The sequence below is a fragment of the Candidatus Sororendozoicomonas aggregata genome (assembly GCF_031528575.1).
In the GTDB taxonomy this organism is placed as follows: Bacteria; Pseudomonadota; Gammaproteobacteria; order Pseudomonadales; family Endozoicomonadaceae; genus Endonucleibacter; species Endonucleibacter aggregata.
The window spans coordinates 1-21,184 of sequence record NZ_JAVLSP010000050.1; the positions used below are offsets into that span (position 1 = coordinate 1).

Annotated in this window: 22 protein-coding genes; 10 read left to right on the forward strand and 12 right to left on the reverse strand. The window is 49.4% G+C overall.

The window, feature by feature from the left end:
- Positions 1 to 94: 94 nt before the first annotated feature.
- From V4C51_RS10600 to V4C51_RS10655, 12 genes are all read right to left on the reverse strand, one after another.
- Positions 95 to 880, reverse strand: coding sequence for a DeoR/GlpR family transcriptional regulator (locus tag V4C51_RS10600; RefSeq protein ID WP_420797654.1), 786 nt, complete (start codon positions 878 to 880; stop codon positions 95 to 97).
- A 139-nt stretch (positions 881 to 1,019) separates the two neighbouring features.
- Positions 1,020 to 2,036, reverse strand: a complete 1,017-nt coding sequence (gene murB, locus V4C51_RS10605; RefSeq protein ID WP_330926130.1) for a UDP-N-acetylmuramate dehydrogenase — start codon at positions 2,034 to 2,036, stop codon at positions 1,020 to 1,022.
- A 60-nt stretch (positions 2,037 to 2,096) separates the two neighbouring features.
- Positions 2,097 to 2,951: a VOC family protein gene (locus V4C51_RS10610; protein WP_330926131.1), complete on the reverse strand. Its 855-nt coding sequence runs from the start codon at positions 2,949 to 2,951 to the stop codon at positions 2,097 to 2,099.
- A 27-nt stretch (positions 2,952 to 2,978) separates the two neighbouring features.
- On the reverse strand, positions 2,979 to 3,452 hold the full coding sequence (locus tag V4C51_RS10615; protein ID WP_330926132.1) for a low molecular weight protein-tyrosine-phosphatase: 474 nt from the start codon (positions 3,450 to 3,452) through the stop codon (positions 2,979 to 2,981).
- On the reverse strand, positions 3,449 to 4,231 hold the full coding sequence (gene kdsB / locus V4C51_RS10620; RefSeq protein WP_330926157.1) for a 3-deoxy-manno-octulosonate cytidylyltransferase: 783 nt from the start codon (positions 4,229 to 4,231) through the stop codon (positions 3,449 to 3,451). Before kdsB ends, V4C51_RS10615 begins: the two co-directional genes overlap by 4 nt.
- Positions 4,232 to 4,239: 8 nt before the next feature.
- A complete protein-coding gene (locus V4C51_RS10625) occupies positions 4,240 to 4,431 on the reverse strand; it encodes a Trm112 family protein (protein WP_330926133.1) in 192 nt (63 codons plus the stop codon).
- Positions 4,412 to 5,446, reverse strand: coding sequence for a tetraacyldisaccharide 4'-kinase (lpxK, locus tag V4C51_RS10630; RefSeq protein WP_330926134.1), 1,035 nt, complete (start codon positions 5,444 to 5,446; stop codon positions 4,412 to 4,414). The genes V4C51_RS10625 and lpxK overlap by 20 nt, the downstream gene beginning before the upstream one ends.
- A gap of 193 nt (positions 5,447 to 5,639) precedes the next feature.
- Positions 5,640 to 6,065, reverse strand: a complete 426-nt coding sequence (locus tag V4C51_RS10635; protein ID WP_330926135.1) for an ExbD/TolR family protein — start codon at positions 6,063 to 6,065, stop codon at positions 5,640 to 5,642.
- Complete coding sequence (locus V4C51_RS10640) at positions 6,062 to 6,700, reverse strand: MotA/TolQ/ExbB proton channel family protein (protein WP_330926136.1); 639 nt, start codon at positions 6,698 to 6,700, stop codon at positions 6,062 to 6,064. The genes V4C51_RS10635 and V4C51_RS10640 overlap by 4 nt, the downstream gene beginning before the upstream one ends.
- 357 nt (positions 6,701 to 7,057) lie before the next feature.
- The gene (locus tag V4C51_RS10645; protein WP_330926137.1) at positions 7,058 to 8,146 is read right to left on the reverse strand and encodes a heparin lyase I family protein; all 1,089 of its coding nucleotides are present in this window, start codon (positions 8,144 to 8,146) and stop codon (positions 7,058 to 7,060) included.
- 561 nt (positions 8,147 to 8,707) lie between these two features.
- The gene (locus tag V4C51_RS10650) at positions 8,708 to 8,836 is read right to left on the reverse strand and encodes a hypothetical protein (RefSeq protein ID WP_330926138.1); all 129 of its coding nucleotides are present in this window, start codon (positions 8,834 to 8,836) and stop codon (positions 8,708 to 8,710) included.
- The gene (locus V4C51_RS10655) at positions 8,824 to 11,109 is read right to left on the reverse strand and encodes a DNA internalization-related competence protein ComEC/Rec2 (protein WP_330926139.1); all 2,286 of its coding nucleotides are present in this window, start codon (positions 11,107 to 11,109) and stop codon (positions 8,824 to 8,826) included. The genes V4C51_RS10650 and V4C51_RS10655 overlap by 13 nt, the downstream gene beginning before the upstream one ends.
- Before the next feature lie 369 nt (positions 11,110 to 11,478).
- Between V4C51_RS10655 and V4C51_RS10660 the strand changes: the two genes are divergently transcribed.
- The 10 genes from V4C51_RS10660 to V4C51_RS10705 all read left to right on the forward strand — a co-directional run bounded on the left by V4C51_RS10660 (position 11,479) and on the right by V4C51_RS10705 (position 21,133).
- Positions 11,479 to 12,033, forward strand: a complete 555-nt coding sequence (locus V4C51_RS10660; protein ID WP_330926140.1) for a DUF2062 domain-containing protein — start codon at positions 11,479 to 11,481, stop codon at positions 12,031 to 12,033.
- A 123-nt stretch (positions 12,034 to 12,156) separates the two neighbouring features.
- Positions 12,157 to 12,450: a hypothetical protein gene (locus tag V4C51_RS10665; RefSeq protein ID WP_330926141.1), complete on the forward strand. Its 294-nt coding sequence runs from the start codon at positions 12,157 to 12,159 to the stop codon at positions 12,448 to 12,450.
- A gap of 783 nt (positions 12,451 to 13,233) precedes the next feature.
- On the forward strand, positions 13,234 to 13,863 hold the full coding sequence (locus tag V4C51_RS10670; protein WP_330926142.1) for a glutathione S-transferase N-terminal domain-containing protein: 630 nt from the start codon (positions 13,234 to 13,236) through the stop codon (positions 13,861 to 13,863).
- Between the two features lie 20 nt (positions 13,864 to 13,883).
- Positions 13,884 to 14,306, forward strand: coding sequence for a ClpXP protease specificity-enhancing factor (locus V4C51_RS10675; protein ID WP_330926158.1), 423 nt, complete (start codon positions 13,884 to 13,886; stop codon positions 14,304 to 14,306).
- 527 nt (positions 14,307 to 14,833) lie between these two features.
- Positions 14,834 to 15,862: a phenylalanine--tRNA ligase subunit alpha gene (gene pheS, locus V4C51_RS10680; RefSeq protein ID WP_330926143.1), complete on the forward strand. Its 1,029-nt coding sequence runs from the start codon at positions 14,834 to 14,836 to the stop codon at positions 15,860 to 15,862.
- 322 nt (positions 15,863 to 16,184) lie between these two features.
- On the forward strand, positions 16,185 to 18,587 hold the full coding sequence (gene pheT / locus V4C51_RS10685) for a phenylalanine--tRNA ligase subunit beta (protein ID WP_330926144.1): 2,403 nt from the start codon (positions 16,185 to 16,187) through the stop codon (positions 18,585 to 18,587).
- Between the two features lie 3 nt (positions 18,588 to 18,590).
- On the forward strand, positions 18,591 to 18,902 hold the full coding sequence (ihfA, locus tag V4C51_RS10690) for an integration host factor subunit alpha (RefSeq protein WP_330926145.1): 312 nt from the start codon (positions 18,591 to 18,593) through the stop codon (positions 18,900 to 18,902).
- Positions 18,874 to 19,284: a MerR family transcriptional regulator gene (locus V4C51_RS10695; protein ID WP_330926146.1), complete on the forward strand. Its 411-nt coding sequence runs from the start codon at positions 18,874 to 18,876 to the stop codon at positions 19,282 to 19,284. Before ihfA ends, V4C51_RS10695 begins: the two co-directional genes overlap by 29 nt.
- 469 nt (positions 19,285 to 19,753) lie before the next feature.
- A complete protein-coding gene (locus V4C51_RS10700; RefSeq protein WP_330926147.1) occupies positions 19,754 to 20,296 on the forward strand; it encodes a hypothetical protein in 543 nt (180 codons plus the stop codon).
- Positions 20,297 to 20,689: 393 nt separating this feature from the next.
- Positions 20,690 to 21,133, forward strand: coding sequence for a hypothetical protein (locus tag V4C51_RS10705; RefSeq protein ID WP_330926148.1), 444 nt, complete (start codon positions 20,690 to 20,692; stop codon positions 21,131 to 21,133).
- Positions 21,134 to 21,184: the final 51 nt, after the last annotated feature.

Here is a 21,184-nt window from a genome sequence, read left to right on the forward strand (position 1 = left end):
TGGTTCAACTGCATCCCTGCCATTTACTTATGTCTTACTGGAGATGCGGATTAAACCACATTTTCAAAGGGATAGATATTAGGGCTTAGCACCACTAGCACACCACAAGCTCTGTCTGATATTCCGATAAAACAGCCAGTAGAGGATCAGGCGGGGGAGAATCAGTAAACAGAGCATCAATATCCTGCACATGCCCCAGACGAATCATCGCATTTCGCCCAACCTTTGAATGATCCGCTGCTAAGAAGCGGTGACGTGCATTGGCAATCATTGCTTGCGCAACGCGCACTTCTTGATAATCATAGTCCAGCAAAGAACCATCCAGGTCAATACCGCTGATACCAATAATGGCATAATCCACCCGAAACTGATCAATAAAGTCGCGGGTTGCCTCACCAATAATCCCTCCATCACGGTTTCTGACTTCACCACCGGCCATAATCACCGAATAGTCATCACGCTGCACCAAAATAGAAGCAACATGCAAATTATTGGTGATAATTTTTAAGCGGTTATGGTCAAGCAAACTCCGGGCTACCGCCTCTGTGGATGTGCCAATACTGATAAAAAGGGAAGCCTCGTCCGGTATACGACATGCCAGTGACCGCGCTATTCTGATCTTTTCAGAATTTCGCGTTCTTTGCCGCTCGCTATAGGTTGTATTCACGGTACTGCTGATTGATTCGCCAGCCCCACCGTGGTGGCGAGATAACAACCCCTGCCGGTCCAGCTCATTTAAATCACGCCGAATAGTTTGTGGGGTGACCTGGAAAATAGTAACCAGTTCTTCAGTTGTCAGAAAACCCCTTTGTTTAATCAACGCGACAATCCGCTCATGGCGGCGCGTCTGTGGCAAATTATTGTAGTGCTCAGTCTGCATCGTCTATTTTGTGGTGAAATGAAAAAAATGAGTATGCTCTTTAGCCCGGATATTTCATAAACATGCTCCTAGCCTTGCTTGCTCCTTGCGGCTCTAAGGGAGTTTATGAAATATCCGGGTTAGAAGCTGTTCATGACCTTTAGTAAACCCTGGGTTCTCGTTCCAACAGGACACCAAAACGAGCATGCACCCGGGCCTTGATAGCCTCAGAAAAACAGAGAACGTCCTGCCCTGTTGCACCGCCATGGTTTACCAGCACCAGCGCCTGCTGCTTATGGGTGCCGACGGCTCCCTCCCTGACCCCTTTAAGCCCTGCTTTGTCAATCAGCCAACCCGCTGCGAGTTTCCACCGTTCACCTGCGGGAAAAGCAACAAGATCCGGGTAACGCGCCTTGAGCTGTTGAACCGTGGAGGCACTAACCTCGGGGTTTTTAAAAAAACTGCCCACATTGGCAAGCATCCCGGGGTCAGGCAGTTTTTCCCTGCGAACATCACAGACCACGTCACTGATTAATTCAGCCGACAGTTCTCTGTTAAGGGCCTTTTTCTCAACCTTGTCCCGCAGGTCCGCGTAATCTAACCGGGGAGTCAACCGCCTGTTAAGCTTAAGTCGCAAAGAAATAATGACATAACAATCACGACAGGACCCTTTAAAAATTGACTGGCGGTAATCAAAACCACAATCATCACGATTAAAACAGACAACGCCCCCTGTTTGGCAGTCAACAGCCTGCAATGAATGAAACACATCCTTCAGCTCAACACCATAAGCCCCGATATTCTGAATCGGAGCAGCACCCACGGTTCCCGGGATCAATGACAGATTTTCAAGGCCGTAGGCTTTCTGCGAAAGCGTCCAGCGCACAAGATCATGCCAGTTTTCACCTGCCCCGGACTCAACAATGGTATGCTCACCCAACGTCGATACAACTGACTTGCCGGCAATGGCCATACGCAACACCACCGCATCCAGGTCACCAGAAAAAACAACATTGCTGCCACCACCCAAAGGAATCAACGGCAGTTGTTTGGTGCGGGCAAAAACAAGTGCCTCCCGCACATCTTCCAGGCACCTTGCCTGAATCAAGTAACGTGCTTTTGTCGGAAGTCCCAGCGTATTGCAGCGATCCAGCGCCGCATATTCCTGAATATGCATGTTTAGAGAGTCTGTCTGGTCATTTTTACAAGCAAAATATAAGGTCGGACGTACCGCGCATCAACCATACAGGTGAATAGTGTAGCCATCTGGGTCCCTCACAGTGGTACTATCACCCGATGATAGTGGCTGATAGCCACCCGCGCGCCGAAAACGCAACCCTTCAAAGCCCAGTACCGGATCGGGGTTATAGGTTTGCCCTGACTGGTGTTCCGTCCCCTCGATATGCTGGAGTTCCAATACCGTATAGGGTCTCTGCCAGAGCCATTCACGATTTTCAATGGCATCAATATTTCTCACAGGTGGCGACTCATCGGTACAGGCCAGAAAATACAGAGTAAAGCCTCTGTCAGCCACTTGTTGCCGGGACAACAACGTCATACCCAACACGTCCCCGTAGAAAGCCAGGCTCCTGGCTGAATCTTTAATACGCAAAGTCACTAATGAGAAAACGGCCGCGCCACCCAAGGGGTAGTCTCGCTGTATTGGTTGAGGCCGATGATTACGGCAAAACCTGTGCTGAATAAGCTCAATACAATAACCGTCCGGGTCACTGAAGTGGCAGAGATAAGCCACATCAGGCACCTCAAAGGCATCTCCTACGGGCACACCCTTGTCCAGCAGACACGCCCTTGCATGGTCAAGTTCTGCAACGGCAATGGCAATTTTCCAGTACCCGGGCTGTAAAGTCTCACTCAACATAGGATGCCAGGCGGTGTCAGCCGCATCATAAACCAATTCCAGCACAGCTTGTAAGTCCGTATATTGCAGGCAGAAGTGCTTACGCTGCCCCCTGTTCGTCTCGCTCACAAGGGACATGCCCAGCACATTCTTATAAAATGGCAGGCTCGCCGCCGGATCTTTGATTCGCAGTGCAAGGTGTGTTAATCGCTCTATGCGGTGGCTCGCGGACATAAACGACTATCCTCGTACAGGTGCGTATCAATAGCCCTGTTGCAGATGTGCCAATAACGCCCGACCACCATGCTCCACCAGGCTCAGTACGCGGATAAACCCTTCATTACCACCATAATAAGGATCAGGGACTTCCCGTGTATTGAGATCTTCAGCAAAGTCCAGAAATCGATAAATTTTCTGCTGATATTCTACCGGGCATCGCGCCTGTAAATTTGCCAGATTGTCATTGTCCATGGCCAAAATCAGATCCTGCTCGACAAAATCAGTTGAGGTCACCTGACGAGAGCGAATAAATGAAAGATCATACCCCTGGGCCCGGGCCACTTGAACAGCTCGGCTATCTGGTACTGTACCCTCGTGCCAGCTACTCGTCCCCGCCGAATCCACCAGAATCCGATCCGCTAATCCGGCATTACTGATCAGCTGAGAAAATACACCGTGGGCGGTTGGCGAACGACAGATATTGCCAAGACAGACAAATAACACCCTGGTAGTCATTCGGTCACCACTGCCTTTTCTTCCATCCAGGTACGAACCCGCTCAAGATCTTCTGGTGTATCCACACCAGGGGGTGGGGTTTCCACCGCGTCTGAGACATGGATCTTTTGTTTGTTCCACAGCAACCGGAGCTGCTCGAGGGCTTCAAGGTCTTCCAGTGGGCAGCTTTCCCACTGAACATAACGATTCAACAAGCCTACCCGATAAGCGTAAATACCGATATGGCGCCTAAAAACACCTGTATTCGGCAGTGCGGCTTCGTTGGACTGGGCAAAAGCATCACGTGCCCATGGCATGGCAGCCCGACTGAAGTAAAGGGCATACCCATCTTTGTCCGTCACCACCTTAACCGTATTCGGGTTAAACAGCTGCTCACTGTCAGTAATCGCTTCACACAATGTTGCCGCACCCGCCAGGGAGGCTCGGGCTAAGTTATCAGCAACCTGATTAATGATCGATGGGGGGATGAACGGTTCATCGCCCTGAACATTCACCACAATAGCATCGCTGGCCATACCATAAGCGCTGGCGACCTCCTGTAACCGATCTGTACCAGAGGGGTGATCAGGGCGGGTCATACAAACCTCTGAATCAAAATCTTTTGCTACGCGGACAATACGCTCATCGTCCGTGGCAATAATGACCTTTTCCGCACGACTGGCCAGCGCCCGCTCATACACATGCTGAATCATAGGCTTTCCGGCAATATCTGCCAGTGGCTTGCCTGGCAGGCGACTGGAACCAAACCGGGCCGGGATTATCACTGTAAACGGTTGCATGTCTTCCATCAGGAGGCCTCGTTCAGACGCTCATCAGCTGTTAGCGTCCGCGCTTCCCCCTCCAACATGACAGGAATACCATCCCGTAAAGGATAGGCCAGACCACAGGGACGACATAACAGCTCCTGCGCGTCTTTTTGGTATTTTACATTGCCCTTACACAGAGGGCAGGCCAGAATTTCAAACAGTTTCTTGTCCATCACTTATCATACTCACTTGCTGTACCCGTCTGGCAATCCGCTCAAGCTCCCTAGATGGGATATCCGTTATCACGGGCAAATACCAGTGATTGGTATCGGCAAACCCCTGACATTTGACGGCATCTTTGGCCGTCATAATCACTGGCAGACTGTCACTAAAAGTAATGTCTGATTCTGTAAACCAATGGTGATCTGGAAAGGGATGTGGAATCACATCAAACCCCAGCGCTGACAGCATCTTAAAAAACCGTTGCGGGTTACCTATTCCTGCCACAGCATGCACTTTACAGGATTGCGGCCTTGTGTTCATCTGTTTTACCCGCCCTGAAACAGGTTCCAGCGGGGCGGGTACCAAGTGAAACGAGGTATAATGAACACCCGGATCAGCAACCGGGTCGCCGTTGATCAGGACAAAATCCACCGACTTCAACCGTTCAGCAGGCTCCCGTAAAGGTCCACCGGGCAGGCACAGCCCGTTACCCAACATCCGTGCGCCATCAACAACCACCAACTCAATATGACGCCTGAGATTATAGTGCTGCAAACCATCATCGGTGATAATCACCGTGCACTGATGAACCTCACATAAATGCTTTGCTCCCCGAACCCGGTCAGGGTCAACCACCACCGGGCAATCACACTGTGTTGCCAGCATCACAGGTTCATCTCCCACCACCCCGGGACTGGAAAGTGCTGTCACATCCACGGGATAGTCCGCTCCCCGACTGCCAAAACCACGACTGACAACGCCAGGCTGATAGCCCTGTTGGGCAAGGTATCGCGCCAGAGTTGTCACAACAGGGGTCTTACCAGTCCCTCCCACGGTAATGTTACCCACCACAATCACGGGTACGGGTGGCTTCCAGCACCGCTTTGTCTGATAGTGGTCTTTTCGCCACCGGGCCAGAGAGGCAAAAATAGCGCTGAAAGGGCTGAGGTAGCGTGTCCAGTTACCTTCACCGTACCAGGCATTCATAACAGCAGTGTGTAAACGCGTCTTCAAAAAGGTGAACATAATGTCCTGTCAGGGCATGGAAAGTTCCGCTAGGAACCTGTCGGACTTATGCTTTCGAGCATAAAATTCTGGCCGCACTTTCTCGCACTTTCTCGCACTTTCTCGCACTTTCTCGCACTTTCTCGCGCTTTCTCGATTTCAGGCCGAAATTGTCTTAAGTCCGACAGCCTCCTAGAGCATAACACGCGTCGGTCTATTCGCGCGAAGCCGCCCTTTTAGTGGTCATACTCAAATTCACAAACCCTAGCTGTCCTGCTGCATCCATAGCCGTCACTACTGCCTGGTAAGTCGCATCGGCATCAGCAGTGATCACCAATGGCTTTTTACTATCGCCCCCGCTCGCCTCAGATAACGCCGCCTTCACAGTTTCCAGACGGCCATTGGCCAAGCTGGTACCATTAACCGCGTAGTTACCTGACTGACTGATAGTGACTTCTACCGGCTGATTTTTTTGCGTTTGCACCGCGGCACTGGATTGGGGCAGGTTAATCACCAGTTCAGCTTTATCCTTGAAGGTGGTGGACACCATAAAAAAAATCAACAGTAAAAAGACCACATCTATCAGCGGGGTCAGATTGACAGAAACATCATCCTGACTAGCCTGGCGACGGAATTTCATAGCGAGTCACCTGCCAGTGCATCATCCATGTTCCGCTCGCCCTGCATAACTTCCACCAGTTTAATGGCCTCCTGTTCCATATTAACCACCAACGCGTCAATGCGCCGGACAAAATAACGGTGGAACATTAAAGCGGGAATGGCAATGGTCAATCCCGTTGCCGTGGTAATCAACGCTTTGGCAATGCCCCCTGCCAATACCCCCGGATTACCGGCCCCCTGGGACATCAGGGCAGAGAACACGTCAATCATACCGATCACCGTACCGAGCAAGCCCATCAGCGGCGCAATGGCGGCAATGGTGCCGAGGGCACTCAAATAACGCTCCAGCTCGTGCACCACATGACCGGCCTGCTCTTCGATACTCTCTTTCATGATGTCGCGGCCATTTCGGGCGGTGGTAATACCCGCCGCCAACACTTCACCGAGGGGCGAAGCCTCACGAAGCTCAACAACCTTGTCACTGTCCAGTGTATTGGTTTTGATCCACTGCCACAGTTGCGGCAATGTCTCTTCAGGCGTGACATGGGAAGGGCGCAGTGTCCATAATCGTTCAAAAATAATAGCCATCGCCACCACAGAGCTGAACAGCAGTGGCAGCATCAGCCAGCCACCTGATTTGACCAGTTCGAACACAGTGATGATCCTCCTGGGTTTTATCAAGAGTCTATCATAGCATTGAAGGGGTAGCCTATTGTGCAGACGCCGACACTATCTAAGGAGCAGTCTAAAAATAACTTCCCGATTTTCGTTCACCCTGAGTTCTGAGCTTGCCGAAGAGTCGAACGGTGGTGGCAGCGAGCTTCGACAGGCTCAGCCCGAACGGTAAAACGGGGAAGTTATTATCAGACTCTTACTAAATGTATACACGGCTAAAGGAGGAACCAGAACATTTAACCTTTATGGAAGGCGGCCATACTGGAACAGAACTCGTATTCAAGATACGTTATGATGAAGTGGCTCGCTTTAAGGCGCCGCCTGCAGTGAGCTCGACTATCTTTGTTCGGTGCCTTTACCCAGTTTATATTGCCTGAAACCAGCCAGCCGAATACTAATACCTGAAGCGCCTGGCTTATAAATGCCGTACTTGAAGTAAGTGCCAAATTCGTTGTTGTTGCCTAAGTATCCTTTCCAGCTAAAGACCGGTTTGCCATCCATAAATAACTTGATCGACCCCTGATCAAGTATTTTACTGCCATCTTTTGCCCAATCAGACCATACGATTTCCCATTTCATATCAATCCACTTGTCTTTGGGAATGTCTTTAAGTTTGACCATATAAGGAATGCAAACGTGCTTGGTTTTACCCGGGCTGGAAACAGGGCCTTTTTCAGGGGGCCTCAGGTTGATACGATCCGTTTTGTCAGTAACGCGTGACATATCATCTCTGGCAAGAACATAGAACCAACCGTTATTGATTTGCAGTGAAAGGGGCGGGTAGCCATCCTGGTCAACAAAATAACCATTGGGTTTCCGTGTTTTTTTATCGTACCCAATACTTTTTTCGAAATACATTTTGGCCAGTAAATCATGGACGAAGGATCGGAGTGACAACCGTTCTGTTTTTTTGTCAGGTGTCACCACCGTAGTTCGATCCGGCGTACCGTGCCACTGCGATATGATGCCCTTGCTGTTTTCACCAACAGAAGAAGGAATCCACAACCCGTATTCGTAGACCCAGGTATCACCGGTTGTCACATGACCAGAACTATGCTGCCCCAGCGCTCTAGCGGCGATAATATCCTTAAGTTGTTGCGGAGGTATTTTTTCAGCCACTTTATCAGTAACAAAACTGGAGCACAGTTCAACTCTTTCTCCATTTTTATCGTCTTTCAACTGAAACAGGAAGCTGGGGTGGCCTTTGTAGGTATTCGTTATGTCTTTATAAATATGACTGAAGCTATTAAACGCGCCGACAGGAACCAGAGTATTTTCTATAACGCTCTGGCTGGGAATGATATCGGTTTGGATTGTATAGCGATCAGTAACTTCGGTAATAGCCCCATTGCTGGAGCTGGCTATCACTAACAGACACGCGCCAATACTTGCTGATACACGTTGGATTGACATCTTTTGGTTCATTTTACCGATCACCCGAGTTGATGGGAGGAATACAGTATAAAAAACAGCTTTGTTACTTTTAAACAGATAAACAGATAAACAGATAAACAGAAGCTATCCAAACACTCGAAAACCAGGAGCCTGTCGGGCTTAAGCTTTCGAGCATAAAATTCAGTAGAGTGAGTCAGATTTTTCGATGGATTTGTGCGAATAGTTGGCCTATTTAATTAAGCAAATTCATCGGAAAATATGGCCGTTCTTTCTGGATTTCAGGCCGACATTGCCTTAAGTCCGACAGGCTCCTAGGAGCCTGTCCGAGAATAGACTGCCCTACTGCGGTTGCGATAAATTGGTCTAAAAATTCCTGCTTCTTCGTCAAATAGCCCCACTATTATCCTCAGAAGCAGAAATTTTTATCCTCAATTTCTCGTAATCCTCGCTACGGGCGCTATTCTCGGTCAGGCTCCTGGTATTTTACGCGATTGCCTTATCATAATAGACAATAATTTCGTATGGTCGTGGCATAAGCCGCACTTTCTTGAAATGGTATTAACATTGAGATATTAAAAGGTGAGCGGTTTCTTAACAACAATACGACACCTCACCATAAAAAGCCGGACTCTGACTGTGTTCGCCGTATCCTCCGGTCATACCCAAAGGGATGTCCACAACCCGCTTCCAATGACCACCAGCAACAACTACCCCTGCCACCAGTACCTCTGACTCTTGTGCCGATACCCGGACGCTTTCCCTGCCGTTGACCCAAGCTCAACAGAAACCGTCCCGGAGACCGCTGTATTCCAAATGCTAGCGCCAACTTTTGCTACCCTGACAAGGGCCTGCTTTGATGGATGGCCAAACCGGTTTTGATGCCCCGCTGAAAACACGACCTCTGTCGGTCGAACAGCGTTTAAAAATACGGTGGTATTGGAATATTTGCTGCCATGGTGTGCTGCCAGCAGAACACTTGCTTTCAGGTCTTTATTCATGGCTACCAGCTTTTTTTCAACCCGGTGGCTGATATCCCCGGTTAACAGCAGACTGTCCTTGCCAGCGGTAATCTTTAACACACAGGAACCATCATTAACCCGCTTCCAATGACCACCAGCACTGAGAATTTCAAAGCTGACACCGTCCCACACCCATTGTTCACCAACCTCGCAACGGGGGACGGGCTTGAAGTAATAAGGTAGCGCAGTGCCACTCACAATATCAGTACATGGGTATTGCTTTAACAAAGGCGCCAGAGATCCCGAGTGATCTTTATCACCATGGGAAATAATAATCCGGTCGAGTTTTTCCACCCTGGCGGTTCTCAAATAGGGAATGATAACGCTGTTCGCCGCATTAAAGGACGGGCTAAAGTAATCGCCTGTATCATACACCAGTGTATGGCGCTGTGTTCTTACCACCACAGAGAGCCCCTGCCCCACATCCAGCATACTGATAGAAGCCCTGCCAAAATCTGGAGCCTGAGAAGGTGGCCACCACCAGGGCAGAAAAAGTAAAGGACTGACAATCTTTAACCGCCAGGGTAAAGGTAAAACCAGCATAGAGGTACCAGCAAGGGCAAATACCACGGCGATAATCCCCGGCTGGGGTATGACCGGCAGGGCGTGTGCCATTTCAGCAACCCAGGTCAGCGCGTAAAGCAAGCCACTGAGGAGATGGTCGAGCAGCCAAAGTAACCCCTCAGAGAGGGGGGCTGACATAACACTGAGCAAGGCGGCCAGTAATAACAAAGGCACTACCAACAGCCCCACCACGGGAATAGCAATAATATTGATCCACGGTGATAGCAGCGAAACAGGTTGCCCATTAAACAACAACAGCGGTGCCAGCACACAGAAGACTAACCATTGTGGCCGCAACCATCGCTCGAAACGCCCCCCTTTCCCTATCCATCCAGAGAGCCCGAAAATCAGCGCCGACACCGCCATAAACGAATACCAGAAGCCAGCGCTGGTCACCGCCAACGGGTCAAGGGTGAGCACTACCGCCAAGGCCACAACCAATAACGAGGCTGATGCAGGACGAACCCCACACAATGGCCCAATTAATGCCACAGCCGTCATCACTACAGCACGCTGTACCGGAATGCCAAATCCCGCCAGCCCGGCATAACCTACCGACAGAATCAAGGAGAGAATACTGGCAATATACGGCAGTGGCCACCTTAGCAGGGGCCAGCCCCCAAGCCAGCCAATACTCCAGGCCAGCCAATAGCCCAACAAGGCCAATAACCCGATATGAAGCCCGGAAATAACCATTAAATGGGTAGTACCTGTTTGGTTTAATACCACCCATTGTTCGGGTGACACACCTGATTTATCACCAACCAGCAATGCCTTTAACAACCCCACTGTTCGGGGAGCAGCCTTTGCGTTGAGCCACTGTTCCAGCGCCTGACGGATAGACCTATTCGCTGACTCAGATACCAACTCCCCCGATAACACATACCCCATAGCCTGAATACCTTCACGCGCTGCCCAGGCTTCCACATCAAAGGCACCAGGACTGGCAAACCCACGGGGCCGAAAAAGCTTGACCTTTAATTCCCACGTTTGCCCCACGGCCATAGCCGGTGCGGAAAACCAGCTTAAACGCAGGCGATGAAGGGGATGATGCCGCACCCCTTTAACCGAGGTGACATCAAACAGAAAGCGGGTTGTCTGCGAACCTTTGGCAGGCAGCCCCCGCACTTGCCCACTCAAGACCAACACCTTGCTTTCGTAGGACTCAGGCAGCATCTGACTTTTCACCCAGTGCCCATAACCCATGCCGACAGCCCCTCCCAAAGATAACGCGACTAATGGAAAGAAGACCGGTGCCCGCCAATACACAGCCACAGTCAAGCATGCCGAACATACGGCTAACAAAACTACAAACCATAGTTCAGGTAGCGCGGCTAATAATGAGACAGCCGCCACCCCCAGCGCATAAGAGAATAAACCTGTCGTTAACCTTATGGTGTCAGGCATCATTCACAGACATAATATGACGGTAGACATAACAGGATGTTACCCCCCCCTTGTTTATAAATGGCTCTGATAAACACAGCCCTGATCACGCCACCAGGGACGATTGTTTGTAAAAACGAACCCAAGGAGCCTGTCGGACTTAAGACAATTTCGGCCTAAAATCCAGAAAGCGCGAGAAAGTCCGACAGGCTCCAAGGGCCAGACAGACATTCCACCTGCGGTCTCCAGCATAGTCGTTGATTCAGCATCTTGTTAGCTATCAGTTATTCGCGCATCTTCACCCACGCCGTGTTTCTCCTTTTGAAGGGCACACCAGATAACAGTTGACCAAAACGTGGGAAAACCGGTTCATGGCATGTATAGTGAACAGATATGGCGAAAAAACTGATACAAAGTTACCTGCCTGATTCCAATACCATCAGGGATAACCGGTACCTTCGTTTTCTCGGATCAACCATTGAGAATCCGAACCTTTGGCACCTGAACCGGCGTTCAGCAGCAGCGGCTTTTTTTGTCGGCGTGTTTTGCGCTTTTATCCCCATCCCCTTTCAAATGGTCGTCGCGGCGTGTCTGGCCATCGTTTTTCGCAGCAACCTGCCCTTATCAGTGGCACTTGTCTGGATTACCAATCCGGTTACCATGCCAGCGATTTTTTATTTCACCTATAAAGTTGGCTGCTATCTCCTGAATGTACCCATCAGTGAATCCACACTGGAGCTTTCTCTCCACAGCGTAGGGGCAGAATTAAGCCGCATCTGGAAGCCGCTGTATCTGGGTTCACTCATCACAGGGTTGGCAGGAGGCGCCCTGGGGTATTTTGCCATCCGTTTGTACTGGCGATGGAACATCATCAGCAACTGGAAAAACCGGCGAGTACAGCGCAAACAGGCTCACCAGGTTCAGTCGCATATACCGAGAAAAAAGTAACAGGGCCTACCCTCAGGAAATCCCTATGGTGTATCCTGCGGGTGTGGGCGACAATGTACTAGTACAGGCTGTGGTGCCCTTTGGTGGTCATCAGCCAAACAATGCATTGAGTGAACAGAAACCATGCAAAGAAACTTTCAAAAGCGCAAACCCAAGCTGGAAGGCCGTGGCACACTGGAAAAGGTGGTCACTGATGGCCCCCATAGTGACTGGCTGGGCATGCCTGATTATTACATCCACCAGCTGACCGTGGCAGGTGAAGACTACAAATACCTCTGCGCCGACAAGACCCTGGACGTTAAGGAAGGGGATACCATTGTTTTTCGTTACAAGGAGCAAGGCGAGGAAAAGCGCATTGATAAACGGTCTTTGGGGCTGTTCATCGACCCCAGTCAATATATGAAAGATAATAGTTAAGTGTTATCCCCTGTCTTAACAGTCTGCCTGTGGCGAAGACCATGGGAAATGGAGGGTGAAAATAGGCTTTTGCGCACAGAGCAGCAAACTATCTAACGAACAAAGGTTGATTTTTATGCCAATTGGTCATAAACCAGATACATTGACCCGGTCTACTCCATAGACCTGCTTTACGGGTATCTTGCTCATTTTTCTCCATTGTAAAAACTGTAACCAAAGCTTTCACCTTGAGTTTATCTACAATACCAATAAGCTTGGTACCCGTGAGTATGGCAATGAAGGGGGCTGGTATCGGGGTACAGGACGCGTTTCAGGAGTTAATCCAACAGTTCTGACACCCAGCATGCCTTACTCATTGCGGTAGTTAGAAAAGCCATCCTAGTCTAAGTGTTCGTAAGGGTCATATAAATCGTCAGATGGCTGATAACTCATTGATAGCTTAGTCTCCAGATATAAGTCGATATACGAGTTTAAGAGCTTCGCTTGACTCGGTGTAGACGTGTTTAACGACTTATTTAACGTACGTGTACCGATGCGTCTAATGTACTCTTATCGCCCCTTACGTTTACGCAGATGTTGACACTCTGAAGACTTAAGGCTAAATGCCTGAGAGGCTAATGTGTCCGTATGCTTAGAAGTGCCTGGCGTGTGGCCTGGTAAATCAAAGTTTGCTACTATAACATGCGATTATTTCATTCGTTGGTTTGCGTTATCTGGCACGTTTATATACGTGACAAGCTGAACCATTGTCTCTCAACCTTTGCATGAAGGCGGGGGTACTTCATGGCCGTAGTTGCCAAAAAGTCATCCATGATCTTTTTTTCGGATCCAGCTGACCATTACAGTCACCGGGTTCGCATTGTACTGGCAGAAAAAGGCGTTGCTGTTAATATCCAAAACAGCAGCCCTGATAACCTGCCGCAGGAATTATCGGAGCTCAATCCGTACAACACTTTGCCCACCCTGGTGGACAGGGATTTGGTTCTTTATGAGCCAAACGTAATGATGGAATACCTTGACGAGCGTTTTCCTCATCCGCCTCTGTTACCTGTGTACCCTGTCAGCAGGGCACAGAGCCGTTTGATGATGCACCGTATCCAGAAAGACTGGTGCACGCTGGTTGACCTGATCCTTGATCCGAAGACCAAGGAAACACCGGCTAACCGTGCCCGTAAAGAACTGCGTGAAAGCTTATTGGCGGTTGCCCCTGTATTTGCAGAAAAGCCGTTCTTTATGAGTGACGACTTTACGTTGGTGGATTGCTGCGTGGTGCCTATCATCTGGCGCTTGCCAAAGCTGGGCATTGAGCTGCCAAAACAGGGTAAAGCCATTTTGGATTACGGCGAACGCTTGTTTGAGCGTGAGTCCTTCCAAGATAGCCTGTCGGAAATTGAGCGCGAAATGCGCGAGTGAGTCCGGAGTCTCCCATGAATATGACCAGCAGTCGCCCGTATATGGCACGCGCCCTGTACGACTGGATTCTGGATAATAACTGCACCCCTTACATCCTGGTGGATGCAAACCGGGAAGGGGTTGCTGTTCCTATGGAATATGTCAACGATGGACAAATCGTTCTCAATATTTCACCCAGCGCAGTGAGATCTTTGGAAATTGGTAACGATATTCTAACGTTCGATGGCCGCTTTGGTGGTCAGGCATTAACCATTTTTGTGCCTTTTGAAGCCCTGATGGCCATCTATGCCCGTGAGAATGGTCAGGGAATGGTCTTTGAGGTTGAAACGGCACCGATGGGAGAGGGTGAAGCGCCTGAGGGGAGTGATGAAAACCCTTCCGAGCAACCTGAACCACCAAAGCCACCAAGGACTGGGAGACCTTCACTAAAGGTTGTGAAGTAGCAATACCTCTCGATCTGTCATTTTTCTAACTACAGCATAGCCCCTGGGTGGGTTATGTAGCGAGAGGATTCTGGCAAGATTTACAACACACCTTGGTAGAAGGGTTTTACCGGCATAAAGCTTGCCAATACCCGGCCACTGTTACGCAGATGGTAATCCGCGACTCCTCGTCCTTGTGGGGATCGCTAGGAGCCTGCTTTTCACGACAGCCGCCCGGGTGCAGAGATAAAAAACTGTCAGAACGCGTGTTTTTTTATTCCCCGAATACTTGGGTTCTATGGGCTGTGGATGAACTCTCATCGTTGGGAGGAGGGTATTTTTCTTCATGCATGTCAGCCCAGGATAAAAAATTGCTAATCAACTGTTGCCCACTTGCTCCAGAGCTTTCAGGGCGAAACTGGACGCCAAGTAACGGCTTGTCTTTAGCGGCAAAGGCTTCAATAAGTCATAGACTGGCTACCCAAAACCCTCGCTAACCGTTAGAATTTGGCGTTTGCATTTTCACAGAGAACCCCGTCGAGAGAATCATGGAGAACTTGGAGAGTCTTGTCAGCCCGATCGTGACCCGTGCCCTGAGCGCTGTCGAACAAGCCCAACACAGAGCCGACCTTGAAGCGATTCGGGTGCGGTATCTGGGGAAAAAAGGCGAAATGACGGCTTTATTGAAGGGGTTGGGTAAGTTATCACCGCAAGAGCGGCCAAAGGCCGGGGCACAAATCAACGTTGCCAAACAGCAAGTGCAAGAGGCAATTGATCAGCGTCGAGTGGCTTTTGATGCCGAGGCGCTAGCAGCAAAGCTCGCCGGTGAGACTATCGATGTGACGCTCAGTGGCCGTGGTCAGCAAGTAGGCAACGTGCACCCGGTAACACGCACAATGGAGCGCATTACCGACTACTTTGGCCGCATTGGCTTTACGGTAGAACAGGGGCCTGAAATTGAAGATGACTACCATAATTTTGAAGCCTTGAATATTCCCGAGCACCATCCGGCCCGGGCCATGCACGATACTTTTTACTTTGATGACACTACTGTACTAAGAACCCACACCTCACCGGTTCAGATTCGTACGCTTGAGCGTTTTGTCAAAAACAGGGAAGAGCCGCCTGTTGCTATCGTGTGTCCGGGTAAAGTGTACCGTTGTGATTCAGATCAGACTCACAGCCCAATGTTTCATCAGGTGGAAGGTTTATACGTGGCAGAGAAGGTCAGTTTTGCCGATCTCAAGAGCGTTCTCAGTGATTTTCTTCGGGTGTTCTTTGAGCGAGATGACCTGGCGATTCGTTTTCGTCCTTCTTACTTCCCTTTTACTGAACCTTCTGCGGAAGTGGATATTGAGTGGGGACGTAATGCTGATGGCTCGGTAAAATGGCTCGAAGTCCTCGGTTGTGGCATGGTGTCCCCAAAAGTCTTTGAGTACTGTGGCATCGATGCTGAAAAGTATACGGGTTTTGCTTTTGGCATGGGCGTAGAGCGTTTTGCCATGTTGCGTTACGGCGTGAATGATTTACGGCAGTTTTTTGAAAACGATCTGCGTTTTCTGAACCAGTTTAACTAAAAAAGTGTCAGAAGCAATCTTAAAAGTCTGCCCGTAGCGAGGACTGCGAGAAATGGAGGATAAAAAGTCGCTTTCGTGAGGAGAACAGCGGGACTATTTGACGAGCAAAAGCTTGACGAGCAAAAGCGACTTTTTAGACCCATTCATCGTAGCCGCAGTAGGAGCATGACTTTTAAGACAGCTTCTCAGTAGTTGCTGTTGTTTGGCGTTGCCATGCGACAGGCGCTACACCGATTGAGTCGATATACAGTGATTGCGTCTGGCATCTGTGACAGGGTTTCCCATAACGCCTGCCGGTTGTCAGCACCGCCAGGAAAAAGCAATGAAGTTCAGTGAACAATGGTTACGCCAGTGGGTCAATATCGATACAAATACCCAGGCACTGGTGGATAAAATCACCATGGCAGGGTTGGAGGTCGATAGTGTCGAGCCTGTTGCCAGCGAATTCTCCGGTATTGTCGTGGGTGAAATTGTTGCCTGCGAGCCACACCCTGATGCCGATAAGCTGCGTGTGACCCGTGTGAACACAGGCAATGATGAAGTACAAGTTGTCTGTGGCGCCCCTAATGCCCGTGTTGGTCTTAAAGCCCCGTTTGCCCGTGTAGGTGCTGTGTTGCCGGGTGACTTCACAATTAAAAAGGTGAAGCTGCGCGGGGTAGAGTCCGCTGGCATGCTATGTGCTGAAGAAGAGATGGGCATGGCCGAGTCGTCTGACGGGTTGATGGAATTACCAGAAGATGCCCCTGTGGGACAGGATATTCGTGAATACCTGACACTCAACGACAACATCATTGACGTGGATTTAACCCCGAACCGGGGTGATTGCCTGAGCATTGCCGGTCTGGCCCGAGAAGTCAGCGCTAACTTCCTGGCAGACGTGACCGAAGAGACAGTGGCGACGATACCTCCGGTCATTGATGATACCTTTGCCATCACTATTAAGGCAAAAGAAGGCTGCCCACGTTATCTGGGGCGCATTATTAAAAACGTCGATTTATCGAAGCCAGCACCTTTATGGCTGACTGAGCGCTTGCGCCGCTGCGGTATTCGCACCATTGACCCGGTGGTGGACGTGACTAACTATGTGATGCTGGAATTGGGCCAGCCCATGCACGGGTTTGATCTCAACACCCTGGCAGGCGCCATTGAGGTGCGCATGGCAAACGCCGGTGAACAGCTGACATTGCTTGATGGACAAGATGTTAAACTTGACGCCAGTACCCTGGTGATTGCCGATGAGCAAAAGGCATTGGCCATAGCGGGTGTTATGGGCGGTGAGGGAACCGGTGTCAGTGATACCACAAAAGATATTTTCCTCGAAAGCGCGTTTTTTAATCCCGTTGTCATTGCCGGTAAAGCACGAGCTTATGGCCTGCATACGGATGCTTCCCACCGTTTTGAGCGTGGTGTTGATTTCCAACTGCAAAGAAAAGCCATTGAGCGCGCTACCGCGTTGATACTGACCATTTGTGGTGGTCAACCCGGCCCTGTGGTTGAAGCAGCCAGTGAAGCCCACTTGCCAACGCTGAAAACCGTTACATTGCGGGCTGAAAAAGTCGCCTCGCTGCTCGGCATGGCTATTGATGATGACCATACGGAAGCGCTGTTGACCCGTTTGGGCCTTGGTATGACAAAAATTCCCGGTGATTCAGGAACGGTTTGGCAGGTCACGGCCCCAAGCTGGCGTTTTGATATTGCCATTGAAGAAGATCTGGTGGAGGAGCTCGGGCGTATTTACGGCTACGATAACCTGCCCACCACCACACCTTCTGCCTTGTTGACAATGAAACAAGTGGATGAGGCGCGGGTTCAGGAAAGTGATTTACGCCGCGCGCTGGTCAGTCGTGGCTACCAGGAAGCGATCTCGTTGAGCTTTATTGATCCTGAACTGCATACGTTGTTTGATCCTGAGCATGAAGCGGTTGCGTTGGCTAACCCCATAGCCAGTGACTTATCTGTCATGAGAACGTCGCTGTTACCCGGTTTGGTCAAAACGCTTGCCTATAATATGAACCGCCAGCAAAGTCGGGTTCGCCTGTTTGAAACAGGACAAACATTTATTAAACAAGGCAGCGAACTGGACCAGAAGTCTATCCTGCAGGCCGAAAAAGTAGCAGCGGTCATCACTGGCAGTCGTGTCCCTGAAGGCTGGGAAAACAGCCGGGAAAAGGTGGATTTTTTTGATTTGAAAGGCGATCTGGAAGCGTTGTTAAATACCGGAGGCGCTATCGGCAACATTCAGTTTGATCAGGGTAAACACCCGGCTATGCACCCGGGACAATGTGCTGTGGTGAGTCTTGAGGGCGAGGTCATCGGTCATATTGGCGCGATTCATCCATCATTGGCAAAAAAAATGGCAGTGCCGGCCGATGTTTACCTTATGGAGTTATGTCTGGAGGCAGTGCTTAACGGTGCCGTTACCCGTTTCAAGCCTTTGTCCAAATTCCCTGAAGTCCGCCGTGACCTCGCTTTGACTGTGGTAGCGTCGGTCAATGCTGAAAGCCTGTGTCAGGTCATTCGTGCAGAGGGCGGTGAACTATTGCGTGATGTGCGAGTCTTTGATGTTTATGCCGGAAAAGGAATCGAACAAGGGCACAAGAGTCTGGCACTGGGCTTGACCTTACAGCATCCATCCCGCACTCTTAAAGACGAGGATGTGAATGGTCTGGTCAATAATGTAGTAACCCGGCTGGAGAAGGACTTTAATGCACAATTAAGGAAGTAAGCCATGGGGGCACTGACGAAAGCTGAAATCGCCGAGAAGCTCAACGAGGATCTCGGTTTGAGCAAGCGGGAAGCCAAGGAGATGGTCGAGCTGTTTTTCGAGCAAATCCGTCAGGCGCTAGAAAAGAACCAGCAGGTAAAATTATCCGGTTTTGGTAATTTTGACCTGCGGGATAAAAACGGGCGACCGGGAAGGAATCCCCGAACCGGCGAAGAAATACCCATTACACCCCGTCGGGTTGTGACGTTCAAGCCCGGCCAGAAACTCAGGGCAAGAGTTGAGGCCTATGCTGGAGAACACGCTCAACACGAGTAGTCTTGGGGAGATACCTGACAAACGCTATTTCACCATTGGTGAAGCCAGTGGGCTTTGTCAGGTTAAACCCCACGTTTTACGCTACTGGGAGCAGGAATTCCGTCAGTTAAATCCTGCGCGCCGTGGCAAGAGGCGTTACTACCGCCGCAATGATATCATCCTGGTTCGCACCATCCGCACCTTACTTTACGACAAACGGTTTACTATTGACGGTGCCCGCAACCAACTCCGAAGCGCAAAACAACAGCCGCCATTTAATAAAAATGCATCGGGACAGTTGGCTATAAAAAAACCTCCCAGGAGCCTGGCTTTTTACCAGCAGCAGGTTCATCTGGTGATTGCCGAACTGGAAGATTTGTTGAAAATGGTGAGTGTCAAATAGCGATTAATAGCGTGTTGTTGAACAATGAAGATAACTCTCTATCTATCCGTTTCCGAAAGAATACTCCCGCCGAGCCAGGCGGGAGGTGAATTTCGTCTAACATTCTGCTAATATCCACTGCGTCGTTGAAAACCTACCCTCGGGCAGAGGGGAAGTAAAGTCTGTGGCGTTAATGTAAGTCCCTCGTGGCTGTAACGTGGAAGCAGAAACCCGCGTAAACTCGCAAGAAAGTAACGCCCCAGTAATGGGAATCCTCCAGCGACCTGGCTGGAGGAGGATGTCAAATTGGTTCTATAACGCCTAATTTAAAGTCAAAAATCAACTTTCCCTTAACATTATCCTATGGCAGGATACATAGGCTTATTCTATCCAAGGCTTTAGACGGTTATAACAAGTCGCTGTTTTTTGCTACCTGAGCACCAAGGTAGGCGACTCGGCGGTTACAATTTTTTTGTAAGAGGTAATCAGAATGAATAAGTTATTACTGGTGATTGCCACCTTCATTTCCGCGGTATTGCTGACAAGCCCTGGTTTTGCTCATAGGAGCGAGCACGCTTCCCAAGTAAACACAACTAACAATACCGGTCATCACTTCAAACGAATACAGCAAAAAGATCGTTGGTATCTTCCAGCCCCCAGAGATCCGAACTATTTGCAAGTGAACTTCAATAACCATACCCCTACTCTGTGCAAAATAACAGGCGAAATACTTGTACATGGTGACTGGGACAGTACACCACCTAAACTTTATGATAACATTAATGAGGCATCTTATTGGGTGGCTACTATCATGTTTGGCTATGGTCCTAAAATAGATATGACATTTAAATGTGGTCCTTATTCCTTTAGTACGATAAATCAACAAAATTTATCTGTTCTCGCAGGCGGGAATCAACATAACAGTACTTATAATGTCGATAAACATCTACGTGTTACCAATGAAATGACTCAGCATGCCTCTTTCGCAGATAGTCTGCCCGGTATTGCGGAAATAAATGTTTCATTCAAATAGAAGGAAGTCTCTTTGGAGGTCATTTGTAAGTAAGGTAAATAATAGTTCTGTAAAAAACGCCACTTATTCTTTGAGCCATGATCCGGTCTCGAAACCAGCGTTATTACTTTCGTTCACAGGTAAAAGTGGGGCTTCACCCGCCATCAACCTATGATAAGTTACAGGAGCTTATACCCGTCGCCTTTCAAACGGTTACGTTGTTGGCGGCGTTCGTTCACCCTGGTCACCTGCTATTTGTAGACTCTGGGGCTTCACTTACTGACCGGCGCGTAGCCACTTGGAATCCTTTGGGTATATTCTACGCCATGTGCCAAAGGAGATCATAAGTCGCTGCTTTTTGCTACCTGAGCAGATAATTGAACGGTTAGAGTTTTATTGCAAGAGGTAATCAGAATGAATAAGTTATTACTCGCTATTGTAACTTTCATCTCCACGGTCATTCTTACAAACGTTAGTTTTGCTGATATCGACGAGAACGGTTTACAGGTCTATATGGTTAACGCTACCGATTATACATGCAAACTCACAAATAAAACGCTTAAACATGGTTATTGGTATAAAAAACCACCTGATACCGTAAAACCCGATGAGACAGCTTATTGGGCAGCCATCAAGAAGGCTCTCCATGGCCCTGATATGGATTTAACCTTCAAATGTGGCGCCTACTCTTTTAGCGTGATAAATCAACAAAATGTATCTATCCTTGCAGGTGGCGATCAAAATAACAAGACTTATCATGTGGATGGGCATCTCAGTGTTATCATTAAAGAGATTCAACATGCCTCCTGGAAAGATGATAAACCCGGTGTCGCCCAAATTGTTGTTTCATTGAATTAACGCGGATGGGAGTTTACGAAATATCCGCATTAACGGAAGGTCACCCTGGAG